The following is a 15458-nucleotide window of genomic DNA, read 5'->3' on the forward strand; positions in this document are numbered from 1 at the left end:
TGCCTTGTGCAGGCTTTTATGTTTTTATAAAGCTGGTAAAGTAGCGTTAATTAATTTAAAGAGATAAAAAGATGGCTGGATTTTGGAATTACCGTATAATTTTTTGTGAAGCAACGAAAGACGAAGCAGCGCAATATCAAATACACGAAGTGGAATATAACTTGAACGGCAAAGTAACTAACTGGTCAGAAACAGGCGCAGCCCCTTTTGGTACAACATTAGATGAATTAAAAGATGACTCAGAGCGTTTAAAAACAGCATTTGAAAAACCTGTACTTAAAGTTATGCGCAAAACGCGTGGCTATGAGCTTGTTGATGTTGATACGGGTGAGGAAGCAACTGGTGAGCCGCCAGCAGGCTTAACGCAATAACTGTATTTATATAAAAGGTGCTTAAGGCGCCTTTTTTTATTGTCAAAATTTAGCTTAGGTTGGTATAAGGAATGAGGATGACTTTACAAGCAATATTATTTGATATGGATGGCACATTAGTTGATTCAGAAAGTATGCACTTTGTATGCTGGAGTAAACTACTTAAGCCTTACGGTGTTAGTTATTTAGAAAATGATTTTTGTCAGCGCTTTTCGGGACGGCCCACTTTAGAAGCCGCAATCGAAATTAAGCAAGAGCATAACTTATCGGTAAGTGCACAATTTTTAGCAGATGAAAAATACCGTTTATTTGGTGAATATGTAGTAACACATTTACCGCCACTGATGCCATTTACAGAGCAAACGTTGAAAGCTGTAAAAGAGAGTGGCTTAAAAATGGCGCTAGTAACAGGCAGTGCTAAAAGTGAAGCTATGCCAATACTTAAAGGTTTAGGGTTTTATGAGCTGTTTGATACGGTGGTTACAAAAGATGACGTAAGTAATCCTAAACCTGCTGGGGACCCATATTTACTGGCACTTGAGCAGATAAATATACAGGCAAGCAATGCAATTGCTGTTGAGGATACATTTACCGGCGTTACGGCGGCCAACAATGCTTTGTTACGTGTGGTAGCCATTGCCAATAGCCATACTAAAGATCACTATTTTAGCCAAGCTACCTATCAAATGAGCAACTTAGATGAGTTTTGGCAATGGGCGCAATCTCAACTATAGTTTAAGCCAACTTTTACATGCTTGGATGCGCCAATGTCTACTATTAAACACCTGCTTTTAATTGTTATTGTACTTTTTACGCAATGCATAAATGCAGCACAGCCGTCTGTTTTACTGGCTAAAGTATATGACGAAACTAAGCATTATGATGTAAGTAAGTATTTAGTCAGTGAAAAATATGATGGCGTAAGAGCTATCTGGACCGGCACGGAGTTTTTAACTCGTAAGGGTAATATTATCAATGCGCCAAGTTGGTTTACAGCGCCATTGCCAAATGTATGGCTTGATGGTGAGCTGTGGACTAAACGTGAGCACTTTTCTGCGCTTAGTGGCATAGTCAGAACTAAAAAACCTAATAATCATGATTGGCAAACTATTACTTATAAAGTATTTGATATGCCAGATAAAAATCTGCCTTTTAGCACTCGCTATAAAAACTATAATGAGCTTATTACCAGCCTAAACTCGCCGCACATTAGTGCTGTAGTTCAATATAGCTTTACAAATAATGAGCAGCTTACAGAGTATTTTGAGAACATAACTAAGCAGGGCGGCGAGGGCGTAATGCTTCATTTGGCCAGCGCTAAGCACAGCAATGGAAGAAGTAATGCATTACTAAAATTAAAACCTTATTTAGATGCAGAAGCGGTTGTAATTGCGCACTTACCAGGCAAAGGTAAATATCAAGGTATGTTAGGGGCATTAAGGGTAAAAACAGCGCAGGGGCAGGTATTCTCTATTGGTACAGGGTTTAAAGATGCACAGCGCTCCACTCCACCGGAAATTGGTAGTACTGTAACGTACCGATTTCATGGCTTAACAAAAAATGGGTTACCGCGTTTTGCTAGTTTTTTACGGGTCAGAGATAGTTTATAACATTTATAAATTTTACAAAGTGTGCTAAATTGCGCGGCCTTTTTGGTAATGTGTGGTGAAGTATGTTTGTAGGTTTTGATTACGGTAGTTCTAATTGTGCTATGGGTGTAATGAGCGAGGGTAATGTTCAATTAGTACCGCTAGAGCAAGGAAAACATTACTTACCGTCTACACTTTACACTCATCACAGCGCGTTGGTTGTTGATTTTGTTGCTAAGCATTTACATGGCACAGCCCATGAGCATGACTTTTTAACGCAGCGCCAAGCATTATTAAATACCTTACCTCGTATTAAGTCAGACCTTGATTTACAACCTTCAGATGAAACCCTATTTATTGGTCGTGAAGCGATTAGCGAGTACGTGCAGTTTCCTGAAGAAGGCTATTTTGTTAAGTCTCCTAAATCATTTTTTGGTGCAACAGGTTTAAAGCAAGGTCAAATTAACTTTTTTGAAGATATCGCAACCGCGATGATTTTAAAAATTAAGCAACGCGCTGAGCGCTCTTTAGGTAAAACACTTACACAAACAGTGATTGGTCGCCCAGTAAACTTTCAAGCTGTGGGTGGCGAGCAATCAAATCAACAAGCGGTCGGTATTTTAGAGCGTGCTGCTAAACGTGCTGGTTTTAAAGACGTAGAGTTTTTATATGAGCCACTTGCTGCGGGTATCGACTACGAGAGTGATTTAACTCAGGATCAAAAAGTCCTCGTTATTGATATTGGTGGTGGTACAAGTGACTGCTCATTTGTACAAATGGGTCCAAGCTTTAGAGGAAATAGCCAGCGCGATAGCGATTTTTTATCTCACAGTGGTAAACGTGTTGGCGGAAATGATTTAGATATTGCTTTGAGCTTTCATGGTTTAATGCCGTTATTGGGTTTAGGCAGTACGTTTAAATCGGGTTTGCCTTTGCCTAATCAAGCGTTTTGGCAAGCGTGTAAAATTAACGATGTAAACTTACAAAGCCAATTTTATAGTGAAAGCCATACCCGAGAGCTAAATGCACAATTACGTGATGTAAGTGCGCCTGAGCTTTATAAGCGTTTAATACATTTACAGCAAAACAAGCAAGGCCATCAATTAGTGCAACAAGGTGAAGCGGCTAAAATAGCACTTTCATCAGCTAGTGCGTTTGATTGTGATTTAAGCTTTTTAGATAGTGGACTGAATAAAAATGTATCTGTAAGCGATTTAGCTGTTGCCGTTGAGAGTAGTATTAGCCAAATAGTTACTTTAGCAAAACAAGCAATCAGCGACGCTGCGACCACGCCAGACATTATTTACTTAACAGGCGGTAGTGCACAATCACCATTGATTAAAGCGGCTTTAAGTGAGCACTTAGGCGATATAAAAATGGTTAACGGGGATCACTTTGGTAGTGTAACCGCTGGCCTGACTAAATGGGCCAGCATGCTTTATAAATAACCTAGATTACAATTGAGGTTTAAAGATCTATTTGTCGGGTTGCGAGGTATTTTTCGTAATCTGGCAATGTACGTTCAAGCTCTACGTCCATAAGCGGTGAGCTTAATAACATATCTGCACTCACTTCATTACACGCCACCGGAATATTCCAAACAGCTGCTAAACGCAGTAGTGCTTTAACATCAGGGTCATGAGGCTGTGATGCTAATGGGTCCCAAAAAAATATTAAAACATGTATCTCATGTTCTGCTATTTTAGCGCCAAGTTGTTGATCGCCGCCCATAGGACCACTTAAAAGCTGAACTACATCAAGTCCCGTGGTTTTTTGAATTAAATGCCCTGTAGTACCTGTGCCATATAAAGTGTGCTTACTGAGTATTTCTTTGTGCTTTTCACACCATAATTTTAATGCTGCTTTTTTACCGTCGTGGGCAACTAAAGCAATATTTTTTTGTGCGGGAAGAGATTGTGTTTTTTGTTCCATGCTGATTCTTTTTTATTAGTTAGCTTAAACTCTGGGTAATAAATCTCTTAACCAAAGTGCAGGTTAGTTAAAATAATAGATTGATAGCAAGGGCAATAAATACAATGCCAGTGATCCTATCAATCCAAAGTTGGCTATTTGGGTTACGTCTAAAAAACTGTGCAATTTTGTCGCCAAAATAAATATACGTGCAGTCAATCGGAAAAGCAAAAAGAGGGTAAAGTAAGCCAAAAAAAGCGAGCTGAAAAGTAGCCGATGAAAGCGTTGGATCTACAAATTGCGGAATAAATGCAATAAAGAATAATGCTACTTTAGGGTTTAGTACTTCAGTCATCATCGCTTGAAACATGACATTACTTTTTTTACTGGTACTTATATGCGGTTTATCGGTTTGCTTGCCCTCAGGTGTCTGCTCTGGCTGCTTTAGCGTGCCTTTAATCATCATAAACCCTAAATAGCATAAGTATGCTGCGCCTGCGTATTGCACTGCGGCATAAGCACTAGGAGAGGCTTTTAGTACTGCGCTTAGGCCTACAACAGCAAATAGCGTATGAATAGCTCCACCTAATGCAAAACCAAATGCACTTTGCATACCAGCGCCTCGACCATTAGCAAATGTTTGCGCCATCAAAAATGCATTCGATGGCCCAGGCGCTACTGCCATTAAAAAGCTGGCTAATAAAAATGAGACTAAAAAGTCAGGATTGATCATTGAGTACTTTTAGCTGGGTGTAAAGTATGTGCTTTTTTGCTCATTAAAATAAGCCAAAGCGGAACTAGTAATAATAAGTGAAAAGCAATCAACCACGGTGTGTTTAGCCCTAAATATTGGGTTAAAACGACGAGTATACTTGCGCCACTCATTTGCATTGCACCAAGTAATGCAGAGGCTGTGCCTGCTTGTTTAGGAAAGCTAGACAGAGACATTCCTGCAGCAGAGCCTAAACTTAAAGCAAACCCTAATGCAGCAATTAAGATAGGTAGCATAAGCGCAAATGCTGTTTCTATACCGCTAAGGGCTAACATTAAAATGCCTGAGAAAACCAGTACACTCACACCGACACGCAAAGCACGTTGGCTATTTCGTTTAATGTAGGTTGGTAAAATAAAACTTGCGACAATACTTATTACGGCATTTAACGTAAACCAAAAAGTAAAGTCGGCTACGGTGCCGCCTAAATGTGTAATAAGCCAGCCTGGAGCGAGCGTTACATACACTAATATGGCCGACATTGAGACCATACAAATTAGGCTATTAAACAAAAATACCGGTGTTTTAATAATCGGTGTAAAGCGACGTAAATCTAAAATATGCCCTTGATAATGACTATCAGCAGGGCGAGTTTCTCTAAAAAAGAATAGCGTAACAATAAGGCCCAAAATGGCAAACGCGGTTAAAAACATAAAGTTCATACGCCAGCCAAACTGTACGGTAAGCCAAGCCCCTAAAATAGGTGCCATTGCCGGAATGAAACACACAATCCCGTTAAGGTAGGTGATCATCTGACCGCTTCGTTCACTACCATATTTATCACGCACTATCGCAAATGCGACAACAAACGTGGCACAGGCTCCAATTCCCTGAAAAGCACGTGCTATCAGCAATACCTCAAAAGAAGGCGAGTAGTATGCGAGTAATGCAGAGCTTGCATACAAACTAATGCCCACTACTGCCACTGGTTTTCGGCCAAATCTATCAGCTAAAGGGCCCGCAATTAATTGGCCTAGGCCTACTGTTAGCATAAAAATAGCAACGGTTTGCTGTACTTGTTGTTCAGTAACTGCAAATTGTTCTGCAATAGTTGGAAAAGCAGGTAGGTAAATATCGATTGCCATAGGGCAAAATATAACGAGTAACGCTAAGATAAGTAACAAGGTCATATTAGGTTTAGCGGGCTGTGTTTGCATTGAGTCTCCTTTTGTCGAGTATTTTAGGTGGGCACTCATAAAAAAGAAAGGGCTTATGACCCCTGCATAGGCTGTCATTCTTACTTTTTGATTGTATTAAGCTAAAAAGCCAGCATAAATGCACTTTTTAAAACTGGTCTGATGTGTTAATTTTAAAAAAGTAACTGTTGATGGAAAATAATAATGAGTAATAAATCTGCACTTGTAAAAACATGGCACAAGTTTAAGCGCTTACCTTTTGGGAATTGGCTTTTTACTAAAGCTGTTTGCTTTAAAGCGCCATATTTTGGTTCGATGAAACCTTACGTACTCGATTTGAGAGAGGGCCATTGTAGTGCGGTGGTTAAAAATCGTCGCAGCGTTCATAATCATATTGGAACTATTCATGCTATTGCGCAGTGTAACTTAGCTGAATTGTGTGCGGGTGTAATGGTTGATGCTACAGTGCCAGTTAAAACGCATCGTTGGATCCCAAAAGGGATGACAGTGCAGTATTTAGCTAAAGTAGACACTGATGTAACTGCAATTGCAGAGATTGATTTACCGCATAAATGGATAGATAAAGAGGACTTAGTTGTGCCAGTAAAGCTTTATAATACTCGCAATGAACTTGTATTCACTGCTGATATTACAATGTATATCACTGAAAAAAAATAATGAACAGTCAACTGAGTTGATTTAGTTTTTATCTGTGGCTTGTTTATTTACAAACGACAAGCCGCTGTCGTCTTCCTCTAACAACATCTTAACTTCACAGACTGGTTTTAATTCTTCACTAATAAGCTCAATTGCATCTTTTTCAAAACGTTGCTTTAAACTACCTTCAATAATCGCACCGGCATCTATGCTTAAGGTATCGTGGAATACATCGCCATGAACATGTGCGCCGCTTTTAACATTTACTTCACTGGCGTTTATTGAGCCAATAACTTTGCCTTTTACAACTACATTTTGTGCTTCAACCATGCCTTCAATAATACCTGTTGAGCCAATAACTAAATGTTTTGCTTTAATATCACCATCAATACGACCATCTAATTGTACTTCACCTTGGCTAACTAAGGTGCCTGTGAGACGAACATCTTGTGAAATAATAGAGGGAGTGTTATTTACTCTTTTTAAACTAGAGCTTCCTGGTTTTTGTTTCTTTCTACCGAACATGAGAAAGCGCCTTTGTTATTTTTAGAGGATTAACATGTTTGCCATCAAGTAATACTTCATAATGCAAGTGAGTACTGGTACTTCTACCGGTGCTCCCCATTAAACCTATTACATCATTTTTAGTAATTAGTTGACCTTTCTTCACTTTAATCTTATTTAAGTGGCCAAAACGAGTCACAAGGCCATTTTTATGTTCAAGCTCAATAAAGTTACCATAACCACCGTTGCGGCCGGCTCTGAGAACTATAGCGTCAGCAGGGGCAAAAATTTCGGTTTTATGCCAACCAGCTAAATCGACTCCTTTATGAAAGGCTCGACGATTATTCATAGGATCTTTGCGAAGACCAAAACTACTTGAAATGTAATATTTTGCAGCAGGCAAAGGTAAAGAATTCGGAAGCTCTGTTAAAAAGCTCTCAAGGTTATTTAATAAGAGTAGTTTATCGGCAATAAGTAAAAATTGGGTCGGAATTTTTGTTTCATCAAAAACATCAAGTGGGCCACCTTGTGCTGTTTTTTGTTCGCTTAGTGCCAAATGTTGTTTAAGTGCCGATTCAAGTCCTGCGCCTTTAAGCATTGCTAAAATATCGTCGTGTCGTTTATTTATTTGGCTATCAAGTAATGCAAAGTTTTTTTGATAAGCTTGTGCTAAATGTTGGTATCTTGCTGAAAAAGTAAGCGGGGTAACTAAGTTCACTTGCTTATTGTTTGGCTCTTCATCAAGTAGTGGAGCATGAAATTCTTCTTTTCGTTCACTAATTGGTGACTCGAGATTACTATCAAGCTGTATTGAATCTTTGCTAATCGAGGCCGGTAATGACTCTATCATGCTTTGCAATAAAGCCTGTTTTTGTTCAAGAATAGCCAGCTGTTCTAACTGATTTGTATAAAGTGCATTTTGTTCGCTGACTTTTTTCTGCCAAAGTAGTTGTTTATTCAATTGGTTTTGCTGGATGTTGGAAATTTTGTTCGTTTGTGAATAAACACGTAATGTAGAAATACTGATCCAAGCTAAAGTAGCAAAAACAAGTACTGCAACAGTAAGCTGAACCCAAGACGCCAAAACAACATGCTTAACTTCACCATTTTGGCGAATAAGTAACTGACGGGCTGGAAATGTTTTTTGATAAAAAGACTTTATAAATACTGACATGGCATATAAACATTGGCTATTAACCGAATTAAGATAGCAATTTGAGTTAAAAAAGCCAGAGAAAAATTGTAACTGTTCAAAAATTAATAAAAAAGGGCTGCTTTTAGTAAGCAGCCCTTTTATTTAATACTCGTATTATTTTGTAGGCAGAACTGTACTCTCTACAGAGCCAAAACCTATACGTGCATAGCCTTCTTTTTCACACCAGCCACGCATAATAACGTTATCGCCATCTTCTAAAAAGCTGCGTTGTTCGCCATTACTTAGCGTGATTTTTTCTTTGCCACCACGTGAAAGCTCAAGTAATGAACCTGCTTCTTCGTGCGTTGGACCCGACTGAGTGCCCGAACCTAACATGTCACCTGGCATAAAGTTACAGCCATTCACTGTGTGGTGAGTAACCATTTGTGCCACGCTCCAGTAAGAGTGCTTAAAGCTAGATGTTGATACGCGCGTTGGGTTATGGCCTTCGCTACGCATTTTTTGCGTTTGAATTTTAACATCCATTTGAATATCAAAAGCACCTTGGTCGCGATTCGCTTTTGATTCTAAATAGTCCATAGGCTGTGGATCGTTTTCATCACGTGTCCAGCTTGTTCTATAAGGTGCTAATGCTTCGGTTGTTACAATCCAAGGCGATACAGTTGAGGCAAAGTTTTTAGCTAAAAATGGACCAAGCGGTTGGTATTCCCACGCTTGCAAGTCACGTGCTGACCAATCGTTAAATACACAAAAGCCAAATACGTGGTTTTCAGCATTTTCGATAGCGATTGCATCGCCCAGTGCATTGCCTTTACCTAAGTAAATACCCAGCTCTAGTTCGTAATCAAGGCGTTTACACGGACCGAATGATGGCACTTCAGCGTCTGGCGCTTTGGTTTGACCTTTAGGGCGATGAAATGTTTGACCCGATACGTCAATAGATGAAGAGCGACCATGATAACCAATAGGTACCCATTTATAATTAGGTAATAATGGGTTGTCAGGGCGAAACAAACTACCCACAGCAGTAGCATGATAAATAGAAGTGTAAAAGTCGGTGTAATCACCGATACGACAAGGCAAAGAAAACTCTATATCAGACTGTGCAACCAATGTATCGCTAAGCGCTTGTTGGTGCTCAGAGCCTGCTCTTAGTGCTTTTGAAAGGGCCAAACGAAGGGCTGACCAATACTGCCCCCCTAAACCCATAAATGTATTTAGAGTTGTTTCACTTGCTGCATCAGCGGCTGTTTTAGCGTCACCTGTTAAAACGTTTAATTTACTTAGTTTTGCTAAATCGATTACTTGGTCACCAATTGCAACACCACCACGAAAGGCCTCATCAGACCCTTTACGACGAAATTCTGCAAACGGTAAGTTTTGAATTGGAAAGTCGCAATTATCAACATTAGCTGATTCTACCCAGCTGGTTAAACTAATATCGTGGGTTTCGTTAATTAGGCTCATTACATTTCCTTTGGATTTTACTGTATGGCGACAAGGTATAGTTTATTTAATCATACTTGTACTTGGCGCCATACTTTTTAAATATTAAAACGACAAAAAGCAGCGAAGTTCGCTGCTTTTAATTTACTCAAATATTTTATAAAACGCCGCGACGCTCTTGGTCACGTTCGATTGATTCAAATAATGCTTGGAAGTTACCTTCACCAAAGCCACCATCATCAACGCGTTGGATCATTTCTATAAAGATTGGACCAAATAAGTTTTTAGAGAAAATTTGTAATAAATAACAATTTTCACTTTGGCTATCTACGAGTATCTGATGCTGACGAATTTTTTCTTTATCTTCAGCAACCCAAGGTACACGGTCAAAAATAGTATCGTAGTACTCTGGGATAATATCCAACGTTGCAATTGTTGATTTATCAAGCTTATCGAGAGAGCTTACTAAGTCATCTGTTAAAAACGCTAAATGTTGAACGCCTGGGCCGTTGTACTCACCAAGGTATTCATCAATTTGGTTGTTATCGTTACCTTTACCTTCGTTTATTGGAATAGAGAAGGTGCCACAAGGGGACTTAAGTGCATACGAAATAAGCGCTGTTTTTTGACCTTTAATGTCAAAGTAACGTACTTCTGTAAAACCAAATACGTCTTTATAAAAGTTAGCCCATTTTTCCATGGTGCCTTTATAAACGTTATTGGTTAAATGATCGATTCGGATAAAGCCTTTATCTTCTACAATATTTTGCGTTTCTAAGTCTTCAAAATCACTTTCGTAAATAGTGCCTTTGTCGCCAAAATTTTCAATAAAGTAAATTAGGCTGTCGCCAATGCCATAAATTGCAGGGTAAGGCATGTTTTTATGTGTTGAGTCGGTCGCTGGTTTTGCACCACGCTCTACTGCTGTTTCAAATGCTTTTTGCGCATTCTCAACACGCCAACCCATTGAACAAATAGCAGGGCCATGGCTTTTAGCAAATTCTGCAGAAAAACCTTCACGCTCGTTATTCAGTAAAAAGTGAATATCGTTTTGGTTGTAATAAACAATGTCTTTACCTTTGAATTTTTTAAGCTTGGAGAAGCCAAAATCAGTAAATACTTTATCCATATAATCAGCATCAGGTGTTGCGTACTCGGTAAATTCAATACCGACTAAACCTAAATAGTTATTTACTTCACTCATTATTATTACTCCCGCAATTAAGCACTGCGATTATGTGTTGTTGTCATATTGCAGTAGATAATCAACCAGATTTTTAATTTGGGGAAGAGGAGGGCGCTATTTAGTGTCTAGTGCATGTGTAAATTTTATAGGACGGTTATTATAAAGTTACGTGTTTGTAATACAGTTAAGTAAAATGAAGTTATATGGTATAAATTCAAGAGGGAGTGCTTGTTTTTAAGTTATTGTATTTAAATACTAAAAAGGAGGTTTAACCTGAGCTAAACCTCCTTTTATAATTAATAAGCAAAAGCCTTTTCGTACTTAATTGTTTACACTTTGAGAGGCGTTGCCAAAAAACTTGTTTCGCTGCTCTAGCCATGGGTTAGTTTTTATTGCTGGAGCTGCTTTGTAGTGACGTTCAATTGTTTGGTTTAAAGTACGTGTTGATTGCTCAAATGTTAATTTTTGTTGTGCAGCGCCCATACGCTTAATTTCATCTTGGGTCATAGCACGGCCAGCATAAAGCAATGCATTCAAGTAACCCGCTACGGTTTCAAAATTATTATCGGTAAATAAAAGCACCGTTTTATTGAGTGCCCATTGGCGGTCAATTTCGCCGTCTTCTTTAACGCCAGCTAATTCACCATCAATGTATACTTCAAATACCCCATTTGTAGGTGCTGTGTAGAAAACAAATGCGACACGGTGCCATGCTTCTGCCTGAGTATTACCAAAGTAGCCACTGTCGCTTGTTGATTTACCATAACCACCACTTGGGTCTATAAATATGTCAGCATCGTCATCCAGATAATTGGTTGTTTCTGCTTGCATTATTGCACGATAAATATCTTTGCCTTCTGAAGGCCAATATAAATCCATAACAAGTGTGTAGTCAGATACCATTCCTTCGTTTGCAAAATCACCATTTGCAGGGGTGTTTAATTCAATTAATAAGCCTTCTGTCGGGGAGTGGCGCGAAAATGCCATGACACCCGAAGGGCCGTCAGTTAAATCATCAATATTTAACTGAGTGGTGGTGTTATATTGGGTTTCATCAGTGCCCCAATTTGTTTCATCTGGATCAAAGTAGTTAAGTACTGAAGGCCCAAAATCAGCCGCTAACGGATTGTTAGCATCCTCAAAATTCCATACAGTTACATTTGCTACGTTACTGCACGAGTAAAGCTCAGTGTCGGTATCCAAATGTAGGCATTGGCTTGTTCTAAATCGAGCATATTTATCAAGTAGCCACCAAGCTTCGGCTATTGGCTCTATGTTTGAGAATGTCACACTATTAAAAAATAAATCAGGATTTAAAGCCGCGCCTTTAAATAGCGCAACTTCGTAATTATTTGTGGGTTGTATATCTTCAGGTTTAAGTGAAAACCAATCAGGTTGACTGGCAAACATCGCAGCTAAGTCGCTTCCCGATACTGTTACTTTATAGATAGAATTAAACCCAGGCGTATTTGATGGCTGCCTTTCTACATAAAAAGCTTTATGAAAATCTTCTTGGGTAAGCGCGCCCGGTGTCCAGCGTTTTTGTACTAGCTCAGGATTTAAAAGCGCTGCGCTTATTGAACTTGAATGCTTTGCAGCTAAGGCAGTTATTTCAGCTAATTGTAAAGTAGTTGGATAATTTTCTGAAATAGTTATTTCTGTTTCAGCGTCAGGAGCATAACGACCCATAATTTCATCAATAGCTTGTTTAGTCGTTTCATCTCGTTCATTAATAGAGTCGGTTTCAATTGTTTTGTAATCAACAACCGGAGATGATTTATCCGCTAAATCAAAATCAAGCGTTAAATCAGTAATCCCTTTAGCATAAAAATCTGGCTGAATAACAATCGCGCCGTTGTCTAGTGTCTCGAAACTTTCACCACCATGCGTGTGGCCGCCAAGCACTAAATCAATGCCTGCGACGTTAGTTGCCATATCAGTATCAAGACCGACACCTAAATGGCTCAGCATGATCATATAATCTACGTCGTCACGATATTGACTAACAATGCTTTGCGCCACTTGTTGCCATTGCCAGCTCATTTTAAATTGTTTTATGAAATCAGGGATTGGTTCATCTTCAATTGGTTCATCAAGTTCATTCCATGGCACAGAAGTCATACCAAACAAACCTAAAGTGACACACCCTACTTGTACTTTTGCAAATCCAACGCCTGCAAAATCTTGTAGTTGCTCACCTTCATACCGTGTATTACTCGCCAGTACGATGGCATTCTCGTCTTGTGAATAACTTAATAGTTTTTCTGGGCCCCATGCGTAATCATGGTTTCCAACAACACGAACATCAAATTGCATCGCTTTAATTGCTTCTTCTGTTGCAGTACCTTGTGATAGTTGCTCTGCAACGGTGCCTTTTTCATAGTCGTCACCACCATTTGTAAATAAGGTATGAGGAGTTTGGCTTGCTACTTGGTTGTAGTAGGCTTTAATACGGCTGAAATATTGCTCTTGGTAGCCAAAGCGAGCATGTAAATCGGCAACATGCACAAACCTCACTGATTGTTTAGTGGCACTCGCATCACAAGTTGGGCCTATATTGGCAAAAGTTTCATTACGCTGCATTTGTATTGCGTAGGTGCCTAATGTGTTCACTTGCGCGTTAACGAAGCCATCTAACACGGTTGAGCTTTCGATTATGTCCCATGTATTGGTTGATAGTTTTGCTATAAAGAGTTGCCCGCCTAATGCATAGTCCACAGGGATTTTTATTGAAATAGTGATGGGGGTAATTAAAGTCAGCGAGTTTGGTGTAAGACTATGTAAATCTGAAACTATATTTTGTTGCTCATTTGCTTCATCTAATAGTGTTTTCTCGTAAGTAAGCTCTGTATTACTAGAAGTCGCACCAGCAGGAGCGGTTAGTATAAAATTACCTTCATCTAATGTCGTGTCTAAACCAGTCGAGCTTGATAATGTTAGTGTACTTGGCTCTGGTTCAACTGGGTTGTTTGGATTGAGTGTAACCTCGTCACTGGAGCCGCCACAAGCTGATAAAAGCATAATTAAAAATGCTAAAATTGTGGCATGTAATATCGTTAACGATTGCATATACAGCTGTTCCCTGAGTCTATTCTCTAATCAATCAGGCTATAATATCAGTTAACAGTGGTGCGGCAAAGTTGAATAAAAAAATCCCTCATAGCGGTTATGAGGGATTGGTTTTTAGCTATATTATTTAAAAAACAATTAAGAAGCTTTTTCTTCTAACCCTTGTTTTTCCCATACTTTAGCTTTAAATGTCATGAGTACTAAAACAACACCAACACCAATGCTAAATAATGCAATTTGTAGGTATAGGTTAGGGATTTCTTCAACATTATTCGGATCGAAATTACCAGCAAGTAAACCTGCGATGATATTACCGATTGAGTAAGTTAATACAAATACACCCATCATTTGACCAGTGTAACGTTTAGGCGATAGTTTACTTACCGCACTTAATGCTACAGGGCTTAAACAAAGCTCACCTACTGTATGTAAAAAATAGGTAGTAACAAGCCAGTAAGGCGCTACTTTTAAGCCTTCAGCAGCGTAATGAGCCGCCATAAACATAACTAAAAAGCCTGACGCCATGATAATTAAACCAAGCGCACACTTAACGCTGTAGCTAGGTGATACTAGACTTTTAGATAAATTAATCCAAAGCGCTGCAAAAAATGGTGATAGGGCAATAATAAACAGCGAGTTTAACGATTGAAACCACGTTGTAGGGATTTCAAAAGTACCAATAAGGCGGTCAGTATAATCGCGTGCAAATAAGTTTAATGATGAACCTGCTTGTTCAAAACCAGACCAAAAACATGCTGATGCAATACATACTAAAAATAGCGCCCACATTCTTTGTTTTTCAGCATCAGTTAATTTACCTGTAAAGTAAATAACACCAAAATAAACAAAAAAGATAATAGTGAATACAACAGCTACGTATCCTGCAACCACTGTTGGATTGATTACAATTGCGCCGGTCATTGCCGCTGTAGTCACTGCTGCAGCTATAATTACAAACGCAGCAATACCACCCCATGCGCGAGAAGTACCTTTAGGGCCTAATGGGTTGGCTGGTAAAGCGCTATGCTCTGGCAAGTTATTAAGTGAGCGCTTATATTGCACTAAACCAATAGCCATACCAACAGCTGCTGCGCCAAACGCCCAGTGCCAGCCTACGTTTTCCATAAAGTAACCACAAACGTAGTAACCAATCAAAGAACCTAGGTTAATACCCATGTAGTAAATAGCGTAACCACCATCACGACGTTCGTCGGCATCACTGTATAACTGGCCAACCATTGCGCTGATATTTGGTTTTAATAAACCAGTACCCGTCGCTACAAATATTAAGCCAATAAAAAATGAATAATCATGTGGAACTGCCAAAATAATATGGCCACACATAATAATAATACCGCCATACCAAACCGCTTTTTGACCACCGAATAGTCTATCGGCTAGCCAACCGCCAGGTAAACCTAAAAAGTATACTGCGCCTGTGTATAAACCATATATTGCAGCAGCTGATGCAACGGTAAAGCCAAGGCCTTCTTGTTGTAAGCTTGCCGTCATAAACAATACGAGCATAGCTCGCATACCGTAATAACTCATTCGTTCCCACATTTCAGTGAAGAACAATGTCGAAAGTCCTTTAGGGTGGCCAAACCAGCCACTATCTGGAGCTGAACTCATATTTACTTCCTAACTTTAAGAATTGTTGT

General features: G+C 39.2%; 14 protein-coding genes. 5 read left to right on the forward strand and 9 right to left on the reverse strand.

Going from position 1 to position 15458, the window contains the following annotated elements:
• Positions 1-71: 71 nt before the first annotated feature.
• The 4 genes from P20495_RS15045 (at position 72) to yegD (ending at position 3408) form a co-directional block, all read left to right on the forward strand.
• Positions 72-371, forward strand: coding sequence for a hypothetical protein (locus P20495_RS15045; protein WP_008134692.1), 300 nt, complete (start codon positions 72-74; stop codon positions 369-371).
• Between the two features lie 77 nt (positions 372-448).
• Positions 449-1105, forward strand: coding sequence for an HAD family phosphatase (locus P20495_RS15040; protein ID WP_008134693.1), 657 nt, complete (start codon positions 449-451; stop codon positions 1103-1105).
• A gap of 33 nt (positions 1106-1138) precedes the next feature.
• Positions 1139-1981: a DNA ligase gene (locus P20495_RS15035; RefSeq protein ID WP_008134694.1), complete on the forward strand. Its 843-nt coding sequence runs from the start codon at positions 1139-1141 to the stop codon at positions 1979-1981.
• Positions 1982-2043: 62 nt separating this feature from the next.
• Positions 2044-3408 (forward strand): molecular chaperone, encoded by a 1365-nt coding sequence (gene yegD / locus P20495_RS15030; protein ID WP_008134695.1) that lies wholly within the window; start codon positions 2044-2046, stop codon positions 3406-3408.
• Positions 3409-3427: 19 nt separating this feature from the next.
• Here the strand turns inward: yegD and P20495_RS15025 are convergent, their stop codons facing one another.
• The 3 genes from P20495_RS15025 to P20495_RS15015 all read right to left on the reverse strand — a co-directional run bounded on the left by P20495_RS15025 (position 3428) and on the right by P20495_RS15015 (position 5800).
• Positions 3428-3892, reverse strand: a complete 465-nt coding sequence (locus P20495_RS15025) for a methylglyoxal synthase (RefSeq protein WP_002958191.1) — start codon at positions 3890-3892, stop codon at positions 3428-3430.
• Positions 3893-3959: 67 nt separating this feature from the next.
• Positions 3960-4604: a LysE family translocator gene (locus P20495_RS15020; protein WP_008134696.1), complete on the reverse strand. Its 645-nt coding sequence runs from the start codon at positions 4602-4604 to the stop codon at positions 3960-3962.
• Positions 4601-5800, reverse strand: a complete 1200-nt coding sequence (locus P20495_RS15015) for a multidrug effflux MFS transporter (protein ID WP_008134697.1) — start codon at positions 5798-5800, stop codon at positions 4601-4603. The genes P20495_RS15020 and P20495_RS15015 overlap by 4 nt, the downstream gene beginning before the upstream one ends.
• 183 nt (positions 5801-5983) lie before the next feature.
• Here P20495_RS15015 and P20495_RS15010 point away from each other — a divergent pair, with 183 nt between their 5' ends.
• Positions 5984-6457: a hotdog fold domain-containing protein gene (locus P20495_RS15010; protein WP_008134698.1), complete on the forward strand. Its 474-nt coding sequence runs from the start codon at positions 5984-5986 to the stop codon at positions 6455-6457.
• Positions 6458-6478: 21 nt separating this feature from the next.
• Here P20495_RS15010 and P20495_RS15005 read toward each other — a convergent pair whose 3' ends face one another.
• From P20495_RS15005 to P20495_RS14980, 6 genes are all read right to left on the reverse strand, one after another.
• Positions 6479-6961 (reverse strand): polymer-forming cytoskeletal protein, encoded by a 483-nt coding sequence (locus tag P20495_RS15005; protein ID WP_008134699.1) that lies wholly within the window; start codon positions 6959-6961, stop codon positions 6479-6481.
• Complete coding sequence (locus P20495_RS15000; protein ID WP_007376893.1) at positions 6951-8114, reverse strand: M23 family metallopeptidase; 1164 nt, start codon at positions 8112-8114, stop codon at positions 6951-6953. Before P20495_RS15000 ends, P20495_RS15005 begins: the two co-directional genes overlap by 11 nt.
• 135 nt (positions 8115-8249) lie before the next feature.
• The gene (fahA, locus tag P20495_RS14995; RefSeq protein WP_008134700.1) at positions 8250-9563 is read right to left on the reverse strand and encodes a fumarylacetoacetase; all 1314 of its coding nucleotides are present in this window, start codon (positions 9561-9563) and stop codon (positions 8250-8252) included.
• Between the two features lie 136 nt (positions 9564-9699).
• The gene (gene hppD / locus P20495_RS14990; protein ID WP_008134701.1) at positions 9700-10746 is read right to left on the reverse strand and encodes a 4-hydroxyphenylpyruvate dioxygenase; all 1047 of its coding nucleotides are present in this window, start codon (positions 10744-10746) and stop codon (positions 9700-9702) included.
• Between the two features lie 303 nt (positions 10747-11049).
• Positions 11050-13797, reverse strand: coding sequence for a metallophosphoesterase (locus P20495_RS14985; protein WP_008134702.1), 2748 nt, complete (start codon positions 13795-13797; stop codon positions 11050-11052).
• Positions 13798-13935: 138 nt separating this feature from the next.
• Positions 13936-15429, reverse strand: a complete 1494-nt coding sequence (locus tag P20495_RS14980) for a peptide MFS transporter (protein ID WP_007376896.1) — start codon at positions 15427-15429, stop codon at positions 13936-13938.
• Between the last annotated feature and the right edge of the window lie 29 nt (positions 15430-15458).

Source organism: Pseudoalteromonas sp. BSi20495 (assembly GCF_000241185.1).
Taxonomy (GTDB): Bacteria; Pseudomonadota; Gammaproteobacteria; order Enterobacterales; family Alteromonadaceae; genus Pseudoalteromonas; species Pseudoalteromonas fuliginea.